Source organism: Streptomyces iakyrus, assembly GCF_000717055.1.
GTDB classification, from domain to species: domain Bacteria; phylum Actinomycetota; class Actinomycetes; order Streptomycetales; family Streptomycetaceae; genus Streptomyces; species Streptomyces iakyrus.
The window spans coordinates 1-15487 of sequence record NZ_JNXI01000040.1; the positions used below are offsets into that span (position 1 = coordinate 1).

At 69.7% G+C, this 15487-nt stretch carries 15 protein-coding genes; 10 read left to right on the forward strand and 5 right to left on the reverse strand.

What is annotated here, in order from left to right; genetic code table 11:
• From OO68_RS39695 to OO68_RS39710, 4 genes are all read left to right on the forward strand, one after another.
• Positions 1 to 505 (forward strand): M48 family metalloprotease (locus OO68_RS39695; RefSeq protein ID WP_033314349.1); only part of this gene is annotated, 505 nt, incomplete at its 5' end.
• 39 nt (positions 506 to 544) lie between these two features.
• Positions 545 to 1123 (forward strand): PspA-associated protein PspAB, encoded by a 579-nt coding sequence (gene pspAB, locus OO68_RS39700; RefSeq protein ID WP_033314350.1) that lies wholly within the window; start codon positions 545 to 547, stop codon positions 1121 to 1123.
• Positions 1124 to 1502: 379 nt separating this feature from the next.
• Positions 1503 to 1805 (forward strand): heavy-metal-associated domain-containing protein, encoded by a 303-nt coding sequence (locus OO68_RS39705; RefSeq protein WP_033314351.1) that lies wholly within the window; start codon positions 1503 to 1505, stop codon positions 1803 to 1805.
• A gap of 115 nt (positions 1806 to 1920) precedes the next feature.
• On the forward strand, positions 1921 to 4203 hold the full coding sequence (locus OO68_RS39710; RefSeq protein WP_033314352.1) for a heavy metal translocating P-type ATPase: 2283 nt from the start codon (positions 1921 to 1923) through the stop codon (positions 4201 to 4203).
• 85 nt (positions 4204 to 4288) lie between these two features.
• Here OO68_RS39710 and OO68_RS39715 read toward each other — a convergent pair whose 3' ends face one another.
• Entirely contained in the window at positions 4289 to 4486 is a 198-nt protein-coding gene (locus OO68_RS39715; protein ID WP_033314353.1) for a hypothetical protein, read from the reverse strand.
• A gap of 255 nt (positions 4487 to 4741) precedes the next feature.
• Positions 4742 to 5059, reverse strand: a complete 318-nt coding sequence (locus OO68_RS39720; RefSeq protein WP_051814997.1) for a metal-sensitive transcriptional regulator — start codon at positions 5057 to 5059, stop codon at positions 4742 to 4744.
• Positions 5060 to 5314: 255 nt separating this feature from the next.
• Here OO68_RS39720 and OO68_RS39725 point away from each other — a divergent pair, with 255 nt between their 5' ends.
• Positions 5315 to 7174, forward strand: a complete 1860-nt coding sequence (locus OO68_RS39725; protein ID WP_033314355.1) for a PA domain-containing protein — start codon at positions 5315 to 5317, stop codon at positions 7172 to 7174.
• Positions 7175 to 7576: 402 nt separating this feature from the next.
• On the opposite strand, the gene OO68_RS39730 is transcribed toward OO68_RS39725, so the two are convergent.
• Positions 7577 to 9985, reverse strand: a complete 2409-nt coding sequence (locus OO68_RS39730) for a hypothetical protein (RefSeq protein WP_157852824.1) — start codon at positions 9983 to 9985, stop codon at positions 7577 to 7579.
• A gap of 454 nt (positions 9986 to 10439) precedes the next feature.
• Between OO68_RS39730 and OO68_RS39735 the strand changes: the two genes are divergently transcribed.
• A complete protein-coding gene (locus tag OO68_RS39735) occupies positions 10440 to 11030 on the forward strand; it encodes a TlpA family protein disulfide reductase (protein ID WP_237480928.1) in 591 nt (196 codons plus the stop codon).
• Positions 11027 to 11800, forward strand: a complete 774-nt coding sequence (locus OO68_RS39740) for a cytochrome c biogenesis CcdA family protein (protein ID WP_033314357.1) — start codon at positions 11027 to 11029, stop codon at positions 11798 to 11800. The genes OO68_RS39735 and OO68_RS39740 overlap by 4 nt, the downstream gene beginning before the upstream one ends.
• Before the next feature lie 114 nt (positions 11801 to 11914).
• Here the strand turns inward: OO68_RS39740 and OO68_RS39745 are convergent, their stop codons facing one another.
• A complete protein-coding gene (locus OO68_RS39745; protein ID WP_237480930.1) occupies positions 11915 to 12142 on the reverse strand; it encodes a hypothetical protein in 228 nt (75 codons plus the stop codon).
• Between the two features lie 75 nt (positions 12143 to 12217).
• Positions 12218 to 13417 (reverse strand): DegT/DnrJ/EryC1/StrS family aminotransferase, encoded by a 1200-nt coding sequence (locus OO68_RS39750; RefSeq protein ID WP_078625778.1) that lies wholly within the window; start codon positions 13415 to 13417, stop codon positions 12218 to 12220.
• A 356-nt stretch (positions 13418 to 13773) separates the two neighbouring features.
• Here OO68_RS39750 and OO68_RS39755 point away from each other — a divergent pair, with 356 nt between their 5' ends.
• From OO68_RS39755 to OO68_RS39770, 3 genes are all read left to right on the forward strand, one after another.
• Positions 13774 to 13977, forward strand: coding sequence for a DUF2933 domain-containing protein (locus OO68_RS39755; protein ID WP_033314359.1), 204 nt, complete (start codon positions 13774 to 13776; stop codon positions 13975 to 13977).
• Positions 13978 to 14404: 427 nt separating this feature from the next.
• A complete protein-coding gene (locus OO68_RS39760; protein ID WP_033314360.1) occupies positions 14405 to 14611 on the forward strand; it encodes a hypothetical protein in 207 nt (68 codons plus the stop codon).
• A gap of 420 nt (positions 14612 to 15031) precedes the next feature.
• Positions 15032 to 15487: a hypothetical protein gene (locus OO68_RS39770; RefSeq protein WP_033314362.1), complete on the forward strand. Its 456-nt coding sequence runs from the start codon at positions 15032 to 15034 to the stop codon at positions 15485 to 15487.

Sequence of the window (15487 nt, forward strand, 5' to 3'; positions counted from 1 at the left end):
GCTGGAGGGCGTCCTCGCCCACGAGCTGTCCCACGTCGCGCACCGCGACGTCGCGGTGATCACCATCGCCTCCTTCCTGGGCGTGATCGCCGGACTCATCGTCCGCTTCGCCTTCTACTCCCAGCTGTTCGGCGGCCGCAGCCGCGACCAGAACACCGCAGTGGCGCTCGCCCTGGTCATGGCGGTCTCCGCCCTGGTCTACGCGATCAGCTTCCTGCTGATCCGGGCACTGTCCCGCTACCGCGAACTGGCCGCCGACCGCGCCGGCGCCATGCTCACCGCGAAGCCCTCCGCCCTGGCCTCGGCCCTGACCAAAGTCACCGGCGACGTCGCCCGCATCCCCACCCAGGACCTGCGCACCGCCCAGGCGTTCAACGCCTTCTTCTTCACCCCCGCCCTCGGGCCCGGCACCACGGTGGCCAACCTGTTCTCCACGCACCCCACCCTGGAACGCCGCCTGGAGGCGCTCGCGGAGATCTCCACAGAGCTGGGCGAGACGGCATGAGCACGGTGAACCGGAACCGACAGAAAGGAGCTGATCGGCGTGGGTTTTCTGGATGTCCTGTTCGGGCGGAGCAAGCCGGTCAAACCTGACCTCGACCAGCTCTTCGGCCTGCCCTCGGCGGCGATCACCCTTCAGGCGGCCGTCGGCTTCACCTCGACGGGAACGGGCTCGGTCTGCTTCGCCAGCATCGAAGGCGGCGCGTTCGCGCAAGTCCAACGGGACGTTCGGGCCCTGCTGGACGCGGACCCCGAACGCAGCGGGATGCCCGTGGAGTTCAGCCGCGACGACTACGGCTACTCGTGGCTGCTCTCCCGCCGCGACCCCGACGACCTGCCGGCCCTCGTCAACGACCTGCACGCGGTGAACACCGCCCTGCAGGACAGCGGCTTCGGTCCCCAGCTGCTCTGCTCCCTCGTCACCTTCCGTGACGCCGAGCTCCGCCCCCTCGCACTGGTCTACCTCTACAAACGGGGCACCTTCTACCCCTTCGCGCCCCTGCCCGGTGAGAAGCGCGACAGCCCGCTCGAACTACAGGTCAAGGCCATCGTCAAGGACGACCTGCGCCTCGAGCAGGACCTGACTCGCTGGTTCCCCCTCTGGGGCGCCCCTGGCCTGTGACTGCCCGATGAGACTCGGTCCGTGGGTCAGGGATGCCAACCTGATGACCGTCAGCGCCTCGGGGTGCACACCCCCCGTTCAGGAGGACGACGGGGCAGCGTCTGACTCCCGGGGCAACCCCGTCCACAGTGGCGGGACCGTCCCGGATTCTCACCCGGTTACTGCTCACCGTCGACGCGATGTGGCGTTGTCGTCGCAGGTCACGACAGCCTACTAAGCAAATTAGCGAGCGGGGCCCGCTTCAAGTAGATCGCGTGGGCAGCATCACAGGGTGACGGAATACCCCTAGGGGGTATAGTGTTGGCATTGGCCGGGAGAGGCAGGGAAGCGGCGTCCCTCCCGGAAACGACCCACGCATCCAGACCCCGAGGAAGAAGCCATGACCACCGAGACGAACACCACCGAGACGGCCGCCGGCTCCTGCTGCGGTTCCTGCGGCTCCGGCACCACGGTCGACGTCCAGGGCGTCGGCGTCACCACCGTCTACAAGGTGTCCGGCATGACCTGCGGCCACTGTGAGGGCGCGGTCTCGAAGGAGATCTCCGAGCTGGACGGCGTCACCGCGGTCCAAGCCGTCGCCAAGACCGGTGAGGTGACCGTCACCTCCACCGCCCCGCTCGACGAGGAGGCCGTACGCGCCGCCGTCGACGAGGCGGGCTACGAGCTCGTCGGCCGCGCCTGACAGCTCAGCCGGGGTCCACGACGGCTCCGGATACGCGAATTCCTCCCCGCGCCGGGACGTATCGCTCCGCTCATACGGACGCTGTGCGTCCCGGCCTCCCCCTGGAGATACGCACATGACCAGCACGGCTCCCGAGAAGGCAGTCCGCGACACAGCGCCCGTACCCACCTCCGAGATCGAGCTCTCCATCGGCGGCATGACCTGCGCCTCGTGCGCGGCCCGCATCGAGAAGAAGCTCAACCGCATGGACGGTGTTACGGCGACTGTCAACTACGCCACCGAGAAGGCGAAGGTCTCCTACCCGGATGGCATCGAGATCGCCGATCTCATCGCCACCGTAGAGAAGACTGGGTACACCGCCGAGGAGCCGCCTCCGCCCGTGCCCGCCACCGCCGATGAGCGTGCGGGCGAGGCGGCTCCGGCGGCGGACGGTGAACTGCTGTCGCTGCGGCAGCGTCTGTACGTGTCGCTGGTGCTCACCGTGCCCGTCGTGGCGATGGCGATGGTCCCGGCCCTGCAGTTCGACAACTGGCAGTGGCTGTCGCTGACCCTGGCCGCACCGGTCGTGGTCTGGGGCGCCTTCCCCTTCCACAAGGCCGCCTGGACGAACGCCCGCCACGGCGCCGCGACCATGGACACCCTGGTGTCCATCGGCACGCTCGCCGCACTCGGCTGGTCGCTGTGGGCACTGTTCTTCGGACACGCCGGGATGCCGGGCATGCGGCACGGCTTCGAGTTCACCATCTCCCGCGGGGACGGCTCCTCCTCCATCTACTTGGAGGCTGCGGCCGGTGTGACCACCTTCATCCTCGCCGGGCGCTACCTGGAGGCGAAGTCCAAGCGCAAGGCGGGGGCGGCACTGCGGGCGCTCATGGAACTGGGCGCGAAGGACGTCTCGGTTCTACGCGGGGGCAAGGAAGTACGCATCCCTGTCGCGCAGTTGGCCGTCGGTGACCGCTTCGCCGTACGGCCCGGGGAGAAGGTCGCCACCGACGGGACCGTCGTCGAGGGCGCGTCGGCGGTGGACGCCTCCATGCTGACCGGCGAGTCCGTGCCGGTCGACGTGACCGTCGGCGACGCCGTGACCGGCGCGACCGTGAACGCCGGGGGCCGAATCGTCGTCGAGGCAACCCGGGTGGGCTCCGACACGCAGCTCGCCCGCATGGCCAGGCTCGTCGAGGACGCGCAGAACGGCAAGGCCGAGGTGCAGCGCCTCGCCGACCGGATCTCCTCCGTCTTCGTCCCCGTGGTCATTCTCCTCGCCCTCGGCACCCTGCTGACCTGGCTGTTCGTGACCGGGGACGCGACCGCCGCCTTCACCGCCGCTGTCGCGGTCCTGATCATCGCCTGCCCGTGCGCGCTGGGCCTGGCCACTCCGACCGCCCTCATGGTCGGCACCGGCCGGGGCGCCCAGCTCGGCATCCTCATCAAGGGCCCCGAGGTCCTGGAGTCCACCCGCCGCGTCGACACGATCGTCCTGGACAAGACCGGCACGGTGACCACGGGACGGATGCAGCTGCAGGACGTGTTCACCGCACCAGGCGTGGAGGAAGGCGAACTGCTGCGGCTGGCGGGCGCGTTGGAGCACGCCTCGGAGCACCCGATCGCCCAGGCCATCGCCTCCGGTGCGGCCGATCGGGCCGGAAACCTTCCGGTGCCGGAGAACTTCGAGAACGTCGCCGGCCTCGGGGTGCAGGGCGTCGTCGACGGGCACGCGGTGGTTGTGGGCCGCGAGAAGCTCCTGAAGGAGTGGGTCATCGAACTGCCCACGGAACTGGCCGAGGCCAAGGCCGCCGCAGAGGCCGAGGGCCGCACTGCGGTCGCCGTGGCCTGGGACGGCGAGGCGCGCGGTGTCCTCACGGTCGCCGACGCCATCAAGGAGACCAGTGCGGAAGCGGTGGCCGAACTGCGCCGGCTGGGCCTGAAGCCCGTGCTGCTGACCGGCGACAACCAGCTCGTCGCCGAGTCCGTGGCCAGGACCGTCGGCATCGACGAGGTCATCGCCGAAGTCCTGCCCGAGGACAAGGTGGACGTCGTCAAGCGACTGCAGAGCGAGGGCCGTACGGTCGCGATGGTCGGCGACGGCGTCAACGACGCGGCCGCCCTCGCCACCGCCGACCTGGGCCTGGCCATGGGCACCGGCACGGACGCGGCGATCGAGGCCGGCGACCTCACCCTCGTGCGCGGCGACCTGCGGGTGGCGGCCGACGCGATCCGCCTCTCCCGCAGGACCCTGTCCACCATCAAGGGCAACCTCTTCTGGGCCTTCGGCTACAACGTCGCAGCCATCCCGCTCGCCGCCCTCGGCATGCTCAACCCGATGATCGCGGGCGCCGCGATGGCGTTCTCCTCGGTCTTCGTGGTGACCAACAGCCTGCGGCTTCGGTCCTTCAAGTAAGCGCGTCGGCAAGACGGTTGACTGCGGCGCCCGGCTCTTCCAGCCGGGCGCCGCGCCGTTGGGTCGTCTCGGGGGCCCTGTCCACTCAGTCGCCGAGTGTGTCCAGGAGGTGCCCCACCTCGGTTTTGAAGGCGTCCGGGCGTTCCAGCATGGGCATGTGGCCGGTGCGTTCGAGAATGACGGTCTCCAGCGGGGCGGTGGCACGCGCGCAGCCTCCCAGCCGAGAGACGGGTGAGTAGTCACTCGCGTAAGCAACAGTGCGCGGGGGCGGGTGGATGGACACTGGGCATCTCCCCTGCCGACGCGCCGAAGGATGCGCGCACGGGCAGGCGCCTCGGAGGACGTGTCCACCTCCCCTGCCCGTGCGCGCGGCATGTGGGGTGAGACTGCGGGAACACCGGTCGGTGCCACCGCTACTCCTGGCGCCCACAACCGGCGAAGGTGAGTCTACGGACTAGCCTGCCACCAGCCGCACAGGTCCGGCACGAACCATGCGCCGCCACTGAGGCGCCGGCCGCCACAAGCTCCCCGGCCGGGATCACGTACGCAGCAGTCGTTCGATGGCCTGCGACGCCTCGGTGACCTTGTCCCGGGCCACCTCTCCCCCGGCCACCATGGCTTCGCGCACGCAGTGGTCCAGGTGCTTCTCCAGCAGCTGCATGGCCACGGCCTGGAGACTCTTCGTGGTCGCCGCGACCTGCGTGAGCACGTCGATGCAGTACTTATCCTCCTGCACCAAGCGCTGCAGGCCACGAACCTGCCCCTCGATACGACGGAGTCGCTTGAGGACGGCGTCCTTGTCGTCGTGGTAGCCCGGCGGCGCCTGGTCGACCTCGACTTGTTCCACTTGCTCCATACCCCCCAAGGGTATTACGTCGCGGTACCGAAGGGAAGTGGACGCACCTCCGCGCCGCAGGCCCAGGGCCCGGTCACCCATCGGCAGCTACGCCGTGACCGCGGGTGCCTCCGCCAAGTCCCGGCAAAATACGATCTCGTAAAAGACCTTTCGGTAGAGCTTTGCACTAAGTACCTTCCGGATGCCGGTCAGTTGGTGACCGGCATCACCTCGTTATGGGCCGGTAACCCCGGCCGCACGAGTGGGAGGTCAAGCATGCGCAAGGCCCACAGACGGACCGGCGTGGGCGTGCTCGCGGCGGCACTCTTCGCCACGACAGCTCTCGCCGGTTCCTCACAGGCACATGACGGCGTTTCAGCGACCGACGGCGCCATCGACAACGCTGCGGCCACACACGGCCACGACCAGCACGGCGGCAGCGAAGGACACCTGCCGGCCACCCAGAAGAACGTCCGCCTGGTCAGCAAACTCAAGCTGAGCAACGTCGTCGAGGGAAAGATCGCCGACGTCGGCGTCTACAAGGGCTACGCCTACCTCGCCTCCTGGGGCGGCGTCGGCTGCGACAACACCGGCGTGTACGTGGTCGACATCCGCAAGCCCAGCAAGCCCAAGGAGGTCGGCTTCATCCCCGCCCCGGCCGGCAGCGCTCCCGGCGAGGGCATCCAGACGGTGCACCTGTCCACGCCGTCCTTCAACGGCGACGTACTCGTCAGCAACAACGAGATCTGCGGCGAGACCGGCTCCGGCGGCATGAACATCTACGACGTCACAGACCCCACCAAGCCGAAGACGCTCGCCGAGGGCGTCGGCGACTTCACCCTCGAGGGCGAGACGACGGAGACCGCCCGCCAGATCCACAGCGTGTTCGCTTGGGACGCGGGCCGCAAGGCGTACGCCGTGATCGTCGACAACGAAGAGGGCACCGACGTCGACATCATGGACATCACCGACCCGACCAAGCCGCAGCTCATAGCCGAGTACGACCTCGACGAAACCTTCCCGCAGATCCTCCAGGCCGCCCCGGACAACCTCACCGAGGTCTTCCTGCACGACATGGTCGTCAAGAACATCCGCGGCCGACAGGTCCTGCTGGCCTCCTACTGGGACGCGGGTTACGTGGCGCTCGACGCGACCGACCCCAAGAACCTCAAGTACATCGGCGACACGGACTTCACCAACCCCGATCCCGAGGGCACCGCGGCTGGGCGTGACGTGGCACCGGAAGGCAATGGCCACCAGGCGGAGTTCACTCTCGGCAACCGGTATGTGATCGGCGCCGACGAGGACTTCGGCCCGTACGCGCTGTCGGCACGCAACCTGGACGACGGCACAGCCATCACGGCCGGCCAGGGCATCCCGCTGGAGACGGGCAAGAGCATCACCGGCGACACGGTGTACGTCGGCCTCGGTTGCAACGACAGCCCTGCCGTCCCCGCGGGCGACCCGGCCGCGGTGGACATCGCCGTTGTGGAGCGAGGCGTGTGCACCTTCACTGAAAAGGTCGCCAACGTCGAGGCGGCGGGCGGCTACGACGCCATCCTCGTCTTCAACCGCCCGGGCTCGGACGCCTGCGACACGCAGAGCGGCATGACCGTCGAGGGCACCCTCCCGACCTTCGGCGTCGCACCGCGCGGGCAGGGCTTCGCCGTCTTCGACCAGCCGTACAGCAACGACGACTGCCTCGCCGGCACCGGTCCCGCCACCCTGCCGGTGGACATCGGCACGAAGGGCGACAGGCTCACCTTCTCGTCGTACTTCGACGGCTGGGGCTATGTCCACCTCTACCGCAACAAGGGCGGGAAGATGACCGAGCTGGACACCTATGCCATCCCGGAGGGCCAGGACCCCGCGTACGCCTCCGGCTTCGGTGACCTGAGCGTCCACGAGGTGGCGACCTCGGGCGTCCGGCCCGACCTGGCTTACTTCTCCTACTACGCCGGCGGATTCCGGGTCACGAAGATCAAGAACGACAAGCTCGTGGAAGTCGGCCGCTTCATAGACGAAGGCGGCAACAACTTCTGGGGCGTCGAGACCTTCAACTCCTTCGGGAAGGAGTACGTCGCGGCATCCGACCGAGACTTCGGGCTCTACATCTTCCAGTACACGGGACACTGAGGTGATCTGAGCGCGGCGGGGTCCCACACGGCATCAGAGCCAGAGGCGGGGCCCCGCCCGGCGCGCACCTCATGCAAGGTCCACGGGGTCGGTCCGGTCCCCTCGCCAGGTCGACAACGGGAGAGCTTTCGGCCCCGCACGTCAGCCAGTAGCCCTGGAACAGTCACCGGACACGACGAGGCGCAGCCTCAGGCACAGGCCCAACATCCTCTTGAGCAGGACGATTTCGACCGACCCCACACCGCACACCGATCGGCAGGGGCGACTCGAGGGAGTCAGCGAAAGCTCTCCGATACGCATAAAGGAGAGCATACCCCTAGGGGGTAACATGACGGCGTCCTGGCCGATTGGGGAGCGGGCTCGGAGCGCAGGGCCCCCTTGCCGTCAGAGGGCCGCTCACCGTCATGCGGCGCCCTCGCCCTCACGTAGCTCCTGCGGCCCGGGCAGCGCGATCCACGGCGGCGCCAGATCCTCCACGTACTCCCGGAAGTCCCGCTCCTCCTCCGGATCCGAGAGATCGAAGAGCGGACTGAGCGGCCAGACCGGGCGCCCGTCGACCCACGGCACGACCGTTTCGAAATCCCCCGGCACGGAACGAAGTTCGGCCGTGCCCTCCCGGGGCAGCCAGTCGACCAGGCGAGAGCGGAGCGTGCCCGGCACGGCTTCCAGCAGGGCGAAGGGGCGGTTCTCGCCCTCGGCGAAGAACACCAGCTGCGGCGGCGCCTTGGCCGGGTCCTCGGTGTCGGGCAGCAGCAGATAGTCGGCCGTCCTGGTCTCGGCGCCGCGGGCGGCCGCCAGCACGCGGCGCATGACCCGCGAGCCGGACACACCGCACCACCCCATGCGGATCAGCGCGGCCGCCGCGACCCCACCACTGATCCACAGCCCGCGATCGAGGCCCGAATCGCCGGGGAGGCGGGCGGCGGACGGAGACTCCACGGCGTACTCGACGGTGAGCCAATCACCTTCGCCTGCGGCGGGTTCGTCCCCGTAGAAGAGGTCCGTGGTGACCTTACGGCCGTCGGCCGTACGGAAGGTGACCTCGGCGTCACTGGGCACGAGCCACGGGGAGAGCGGGAAGCCGTCGTCGTAGCGAATGGTCACGGTGGCCCGCGCGGTCGCCGTCTCGGAACCCCACAGCTGCAACGCCGTCGCCCACCACCAGCCCGAGAGACCCGCCGTGGCAGCGAGGACGAAGAGACCGCCCCAGGAGACCCCGGACGCCAGCGCCAGCCGCCGCAGCCGCGGCGAGCGCCACCACCCCGTGGTACGGATGTCGGGCTCGGCCGGTCCCGGGCGGGTGGCTGCCGCCCCGCCGTTCAAGCGTGAGGTGAGCCAGCGGGAGACGGCGGCTAGATGGGCACGATCCAGTACGTCCTCCGAGCGGGCGTCGCCACCAGCGAGCGCCAGGACCGGCTTCCCCAGGGGCACCGGAGCGTCCCGGTCGGCGTCCCGGGTCCCCGGCCCCGATCGGGACGGGACATCGGACCGCCCGCCCGCCGCACGAACCCGGAACACGATGCCCGCCGCCGCGAGGCCCAGGAAGACCGCCGTGCCGCCACCGAGCACCCACGGAGTGATCCCACGGTCGAATGCCTCGCCGCGCAGCGGCCCGGCTGGTGCGGTGACCTCCAGGGACTGGCCGGCCTCGACAGCACGGTCGTCGCAGTCGACCCCTGCGCTCTGCCGGGTCCCGTCCCAGGGATCCCGCCAGCTGACCTCGCAGACGTACTCCTCGGTGCCCGTGACCGTGGCCCGCACCGTCGCGCCGAAGCCGTACGCGGAGAGCAGCACCCCCGCGCCGGCCAGCCCGAGCACCCCGGCCACGACGCTCCACCACGGGACCATGGCGGCGGCCCTCCGAAGGGCGGACGGCTCCCGGCTCGCCGGGCCGTCGCGCAGATACCGGCGCAGCGCCCGCAGCCGGGCGACATCGCCGAGCGAGGCGGTCGCGGTGCCGACGAGTCCGCCCGTGCCGGTCACCACCAGGCCCAGCGTCAGGATGAACGGCGAGTCTTCGAGGTCGGCGGCCTCGCCGCGCACGGGCCACGGCCGGGCGGATATCCGCAGCGGATCGCCGGCCCGTTCATCGCCGTAGCAGTCGACGCCCGCCGTACGCGTGTCGCCGCTCCACGGGTCCTGCCAGCGCACCGAGCAGACGCCGTCGCGCTTGGCGGTGACCTCCGCGGTGACGGACTTGCCGAGGACGAAGGTGTGCAGGCCGAAGAGACCGAGCAGCAGTGCCGCCATCAGCGCCAGCGCGGCCGGACGGGGCACTCTCAGCGCCCGCCGCGCGGAGAGGCGGAACGCCTCGTGCGGCGGCCTGGTCGCCGATCCGGCGGCCGGACCCGCCGGCTCGGTGAGCACGCCCGCCAGGAACGGCACCGCCAATTCCGGAACGCGCAGGCGCAGCACGGCGGCCCCGTCCGGCGGCCCGTAGACGATGGTCACCTGCCGCGCGGCAAGCGACCCTTCGTGAGGGAATCCCCGGAGGGGGACCGTGTCCAGCACCCGCCCGCCACGGGCCACCGGGAACGGACCGCGCAAGTCGTCGACGAAGTACGGCGGACCGTCCCCGTCCGGCACCCACAGGTCACCCTTGATCGGCCGGGCCGGCCAGGACTCCCCGTCGCCCGCCAGCCTGGCCCGTATACCCAGCGACCCCGCGCGGCCCGGGCCGGGCCACAGCGGTCGGTCCCGCCAGTCCGCCAAGGCGTTCGCCAGTACGACGGCCAGACCTGCGCAGACCATGAACACCAGATAACCGACCACCGTGACCCACCCCTCGCTCCACAGGCAGGATCGAGCCACTCGGCGATCCGCTGTGGCGAATATACGAGCGGCGGCAGCACCGAGTGCGGCAGGGCTCCCGGGGATGGCGGAGACCCCCGCTGAGTTACTTCCGCCGCACTGGACGTGCGGACCCGTCCTCGCCGCGGGCTCTCCGTATGGCCGTACGTCGACGGCGGCGGCATCCTCGCCCCCACCATCGCGTACAAGCCACCCGCCCTCCGAGCAGGCGTCGGCCTGAACACGCCCGCCACACGCGGTGGGATCACAGCCCCGGCCACCCTTCGGTGCCCCCGGCTGAAGGAAGCCCGAGAAGTACACCTAAGCTACTTAGCAGCTTCTCGCTATTGGTGAAGGAGAGACAGCCGTGGCCCCAACGGCACCCCACACGCAGTCCGCTCCCATGACGTCACGGGTGGAGTGGGGCGCCGGCCGGGCAGAGGCACGTCCCCGAACGCGGCGGCAGGCTGCGGGTGTGATCGCGGCCGCTCTGCTGCTCGCCGCGTGCGGGACGAGTACGACATCTGGTTCCTCGGACGCCAAGCAGGCAGCCGGCTCCGGCAGCCAGCAGGGGCTCACCCAGTACCCGGCAGGCAAGCGCCCCATGGCCCCCGACCTCAGCGGCAAGACGATCACCGGCGACCGGCTGGACCTGGCCGACCTGCGCGGCAAGGTGATCGTGCTCAACGTGTGGGGGTCCTGGTGCGCGCCGTGCCGCGCCGAGGCGCCCGATCTGAAGAAGGTGTCCGAGGAGGCATACGACCTCGGCGTGCGGTTCGTCGGCATCGACACGCGCGACAACGACGCGGCGGCGCGGGCCTTCGAGCGGAACTACGGCATCACGTACCCCAGCTTCCGCGACCCCGACGGAAAGCTGCTCCTGCGCTTCAACGGCCGCATCCCGCTCGCGGCGGTCCCCAGCACTGTGTTGATCGACCGCGACGGGCGTATCGCCGCCCGCGTGATCGGCGCGATCACCTATGCGACGCTGCGCGAGCTGGTGAAGGATCTCGCCGCGGAGGAAGCGCAGAAGGCGGAGAAGAACGGCGGAGGTACTGCCAAGTGACGCTCGCCGCCGGTGTCGGCGAGACGGTCCTGGCGGGCCCGCTCGTCCTCGCCCTCCTCCTGGCCCTCGCCGCCGGAGCCCTGTCCTTCTTCTCGCCCTGCTGCCTTCCACTGGTCCCGGGCTACCTCTCGTACGTCGCCGGCATGTCCGGCGCGGGTGCCGCCGATGCGGCGAGGCGAGCGGCGCGCTGGCGGGTCCTGGTCGGGTGCCTGCTGTTCGTGGTCGGTTTCGCCGCCGTCTTCACCAGCTACGGCGCGCTGTTCGGTGGTGCCGGCGCCGTGCTGCTGGCGCAGCAGCGCACACTCGGCATCGTGCTGGGCTCGCTGACCATCGTGCTCGGCCTGGTCTTCGCGGGGCTGCTCGACAAGCTGCCGCTGGCCGGGTTCAGCTGGCGGCCCTCCTTCCGGCCCGGCGCGGGCCTCGCGGGGGCGCCGCTGCTCGGAGCCCTCTTCGCGATCGGCTGGACACCGTGCATCGGCCCTACGCTCGCGGCCGTCCTGTCCCTGGCGGCGGACAGTGCGAGCGCCGGGCGCGGGGCCGTCCTGTCGTTCACGTACAGCCTCGGCCTCGGCATCCCCTTTCTGCTCGCGGCGGCATCGTTCGATGGCGCGATGCGGCGCTTCGCCTGGGCACGGCGGCACGCACGGACGGTGATGCGAGGCGGCGGAGTCCTGCTGGTGGCAGTGGGGATCATGCAGGTGACCGGCTGGTGGGGGCAGCTGATCGCCGAGCTTCAGACCCTCATCACCGGCTTCCAGCTCCCGCTGTAATGGGCCCGTCGCGCGAGGGGCAGGCCGGTCCCCCACCCGGAGAAACCGCCGAGCCGACCGGCACGGGCGACTCTCGTCCATTGGCTCGCACCAGGCAGTTTCGCTTGAGGCCCTTCAGGCCGAAGGACCCGTGCGAGAGCGCCGCACATCCTGCACAAGCGCGTAGAGCGCGCTCAGGAAGATCGCAGCTCCGGCTCCGATCCAGACAGCCGATGCCCCGGTTCTGTACTCACGAATGGCAAGCATGAGAAGCGCCATGCTGACGAGGACCCCGAAGACCGAGATCAGAATGCTGATGCGGTGAGCCACATGGACATCATCAACGACGAACCCGCTCAGCATGAGTGATCCAAACGAAACGGCCGTCGCCGAGAAGCAGCGCGGGAAGGACGACGCTGGCGAGGCCCGAACCCGGGGTCACAGCCCCGGCGCCTGATCCCGGAGGGTTGAGCCGGACACCGGTTCCGCCGGTTGCGGATCCTCCCGTTGCAGCAACCGCATCATCCTCCGCGCCTGGAGGGGGTCCACCGGCAGCGCGTGCGCCGCGAACCAGCGGGCCGCTTCAGGCGCCGGCGACGGCTCCACGAACTCCGGTCCGGCGAAGTCGTCCAGGGGCGGGTCGTACACATACCCGGTCACCACACCGCGCCGCTCCAGACGGGCTACCAGCGTGTCCCGATCGCGCACCATCAGGGGTACGCGGAACAGCGGCGGCACATGGCGGTCCTCAACCCCCTCCGCGACCGCGCCACGCACACCCGCGGCGGCCCATACCGTGCCGCCCAGCAGCCTCGTCCCCTCACGGCGCCGGGACAGGTCCGCGTCCAGGCCGCTCATCCGCCGCCGCAGCGCGCGCTGCAGTACGCGTCCATGGTCCCTGCGGTATCCGTGCAGATCGACTCGCACCCAGCGGTCGAAGGCCCCAAGGTCCGGACTGTGGCCCGTCGTCACCCGCAGAAGGCGTTCGTGCAGCTCCATACGGAAGTGTTCGCGCTCCAGCAGCCCCAGGGCGCGCATGGTCTCCCACACGGGCCGGACCAGATGAAGCCGCTGTACCGCGGCGCGCGCGATGGGGCGCAGGGCGTTTGCCAGGTCCTGGTGCAGTTGTCGCGGCGTCAGCAGCTCATCACGCAGGTGTTCAAGCGCCTTGCGGTCGCCCGGATCCTCCGGAGCCAGGAATCCGCCGCCGGTCGCCCCCGCGTGCTTGCCCAGGCTGAAGGCCGCAGCGGTTCCGAAGGTGCCGATCGGGCGGTCGCCCAGCGCCGTACCGATCGCGTGTGCCGCGTCCTCCAGGAGAGGAATGCCCATGCGGTCGCACCGCCTGCGCAACTCGGCCGCGTCGTCCGGCATCCCGTACAGGTTGGTCGTCAGAACGGCATCCACGCTGCGCCAGGTCGATGCCGGTACCGCGCGGATGTCGATGTTGCCGTCCCGAGGGGACACCGGCGCCATAACGGGACGCAGCCCCGCCGCCAGCACGACGAACAGCATCACGTCGTCGTTGACCGGCGACATCAGCACGCTTCCCCCGGGAGGGCACCAGCGACGTAGTGCCAGGTACACACCCAGTCGACACGACGGGACATACACGCACTCCCGGCCGAGCCGCTCGCGCATCAGATCCTCGAGGGCACCGCCGGCCGAGAGCGACGGACCCGATGACTGTCCTGACCCCACGGCTTCCCCCCTTTCCGTCGGTGGCCCCCGAGACTTCCCCGAGGCGCGGAGTGACGCGCGATGGCCAGATCCCAACCGGTGATCGCCCGTGCGGGGTCCGGCGGAGGACGCGATGCCACACTAAGTAAGTTAGTAGACTGACGCAAGCAAGCCAGCCCACCCCGGACGTAACAGTCCCGCAGCCACCTTCCGCGCATGGATATCGGGAGACTGGCGCCAACTCCCCCAACTATCTAAACTTCTTAATAGCTTCCGTGGGTTCGGCGAGCGATCCACACCCCACCGGGAGGGGCCCCATGCCTCAGGTTCTGTATCCGCTACTCCTCCTGGCCTGCCCGATCGGCATGGGCCTGATGATGTGGTTCATGATGCGAGGAGGCTCGCACGCGCTGCAGCGAAACGACTCGGCATCGAGCCGGGCCGAGCTTGACGAGCTGCGCAGGGAGATCGCGGAGTTGCGCGCCGCGCAGAAGGACACGCCGCAGCCTTTGCGGAACTGAGCCCGGGAGCGACAACAACCCCATGGCCACGGCAGCGGCAGTGACCGCTGCACTGCCCTTCGCCGCGACCCTCTACGCCACGGCCCGCACGGTCACCTCGCACCAGAGCTGGCGCCCACCTCTCACCCCCGCAAGGGAAGGCGCGCGCCTCACTCGCGCAGACCGCACCGCCCCCGGACCAAATGCCCAGCAATGCGGCCCGGACGTCGCACCTCCGCCGCCCACGCCCACGAAACTCACCGTCAACTTCACCAGTCACACCGCAACCAGCACGCGAGCGACATCGAGAGATGCACTTAGCGACCAAGCCGCCACACGGCGCAATGGGCACGGCAGGCTGGCACGTACCCCTCCCCCCATCTAGCCTACTTAGTAGAAGCCGTGCAGCGGTTTCGATGAGCGCTCCACAGTGCACCCGGAGGCCCCTATGCCTCAGTCCCTCTATCCACTGCTCCTCCTGGCCTGCCCGATCGGCATGGGCCTGATGATGTGGTTCATGACGCGCGGGGGGCTGCACACATCACGGCGAAGCGGCTCGATCGACTCACCCGCGACGCACTCCGAGCTGGACGAGCTGCGCAAGGAAGTCGCCGAGCTGCGCGCCGCACAGAAGGACACACGCGAAACCTTGTGAACTGGGCCTTGGTCCCATGGCCGCGATAGCGATACTGATCGGCGGCCTGCTTCTCGCCGCGATCTTCTACGACATAGCTCGGCTGGTCAGCACATACCAGAGCCGGCGCCCTCCCCTGTCCCGTATCAGGGGCAGGCGCGCGGCGCTTGAGGATGAGGAGCGGTGGTGCGCCGGCCTACTGCTGCACGGACGGATCGACACAGCCTCCTACCAGCGACGCATGACCGGCCTTGCCCATGGCCAGCGCGTCATCGAGCCTCGGCCCCGCCATTCTCGCCATTGATCCATCGATCAAGCCCTCATTGCTACTAAGGCGATTAGTGACTTAGCATGGCCGCCAGACGCCGACCGGAGACGTCCCTAGGCGCCCCCCGTCCGCCGGGCCCTCCGGTCGGCGGTCCGATCCCGAGGAGCAGCCCCATGCGCACCTGGCCCGCCCGCAGATGGGTCGTGGCAGTAGCGGTGACACTGATCGCCGCACTCGTCATCGGCGTCCCGACGGGCGTCGTACCGACCCCCTTCTACACGCGGATGACTCCGGTGTTGTGGTGGAACTACCCGGTGTGGCTGGTCAGCTCCGCGCTCGAGGGGCTCCTGGTGGCCACGTACGTCCGCATCGGCCCGGCCGACGTCCCCGCGGCCGGGCCGCCCGAGCGTCCCCGTACCGTTCGCGCCCTCGGCGCGGGACTGCTGTCGGCCTTCGCGGTCGGCTGTCCGATCTGCAACAAGCTCGTGGTGCTGGCCATTGGTGTCAGCGGCGCCCTGTCGTACTTCGCGCCGGTGCAGCCGGTGCTCGCCGTGGCGTCGGTAGCCCTGCTCGTCCATGCGCTGGTCCGGCGACTGCGCACCGCGAACGTCTGCGCAGTGCCTTCGTGA

What these genes read in the sequence shown, in the direction of transcription:
- OO68_RS39760 (WP_033314360.1), top strand. Translation starts at nt 14,405, where the DNA reads ATGCCTCAGTCCCTCTATCCACTGCTCCTCCTGGCCTGCCCGATCGGC.
- OO68_RS39755 (WP_033314359.1), top strand. Translation starts at nt 13,774, where the DNA reads ATGCCTCAGGTTCTGTATCCGCTACTCCTCCTGGCCTGCCCGATCGGC.
- OO68_RS39720 (WP_051814997.1), bottom strand. Translation starts at nt 5,059, where the DNA reads ATGGAGCAAGTGGAACAAGTCGAGGTCGACCAGGCGCCGCCGGGCTAC.
- OO68_RS39745 (WP_237480930.1), bottom strand. Translation starts at nt 12,142, where the DNA reads ATGCTGAGCGGGTTCGTCGTTGATGATGTCCATGTGGCTCACCGCATC.
- OO68_RS39725 (WP_033314355.1), top strand. Translation starts at nt 5,315, where the DNA reads ATGCGCAAGGCCCACAGACGGACCGGCGTGGGCGTGCTCGCGGCGGCA.
- OO68_RS39750 (WP_078625778.1), bottom strand. Translation starts at nt 13,417, where the DNA reads ATGCGCGAGCGGCTCGGCCGGGAGTGCGTGTATGTCCCGTCGTGTCGA.
- OO68_RS39770 (WP_033314362.1), top strand. Translation starts at nt 15,032, where the DNA reads ATGCGCACCTGGCCCGCCCGCAGATGGGTCGTGGCAGTAGCGGTGACA.
- OO68_RS39705 (WP_033314351.1), top strand. Translation starts at nt 1,503, where the DNA reads ATGACCACCGAGACGAACACCACCGAGACGGCCGCCGGCTCCTGCTGC.
- OO68_RS39710 (WP_033314352.1), top strand. Translation starts at nt 1,921, where the DNA reads ATGACCAGCACGGCTCCCGAGAAGGCAGTCCGCGACACAGCGCCCGTA.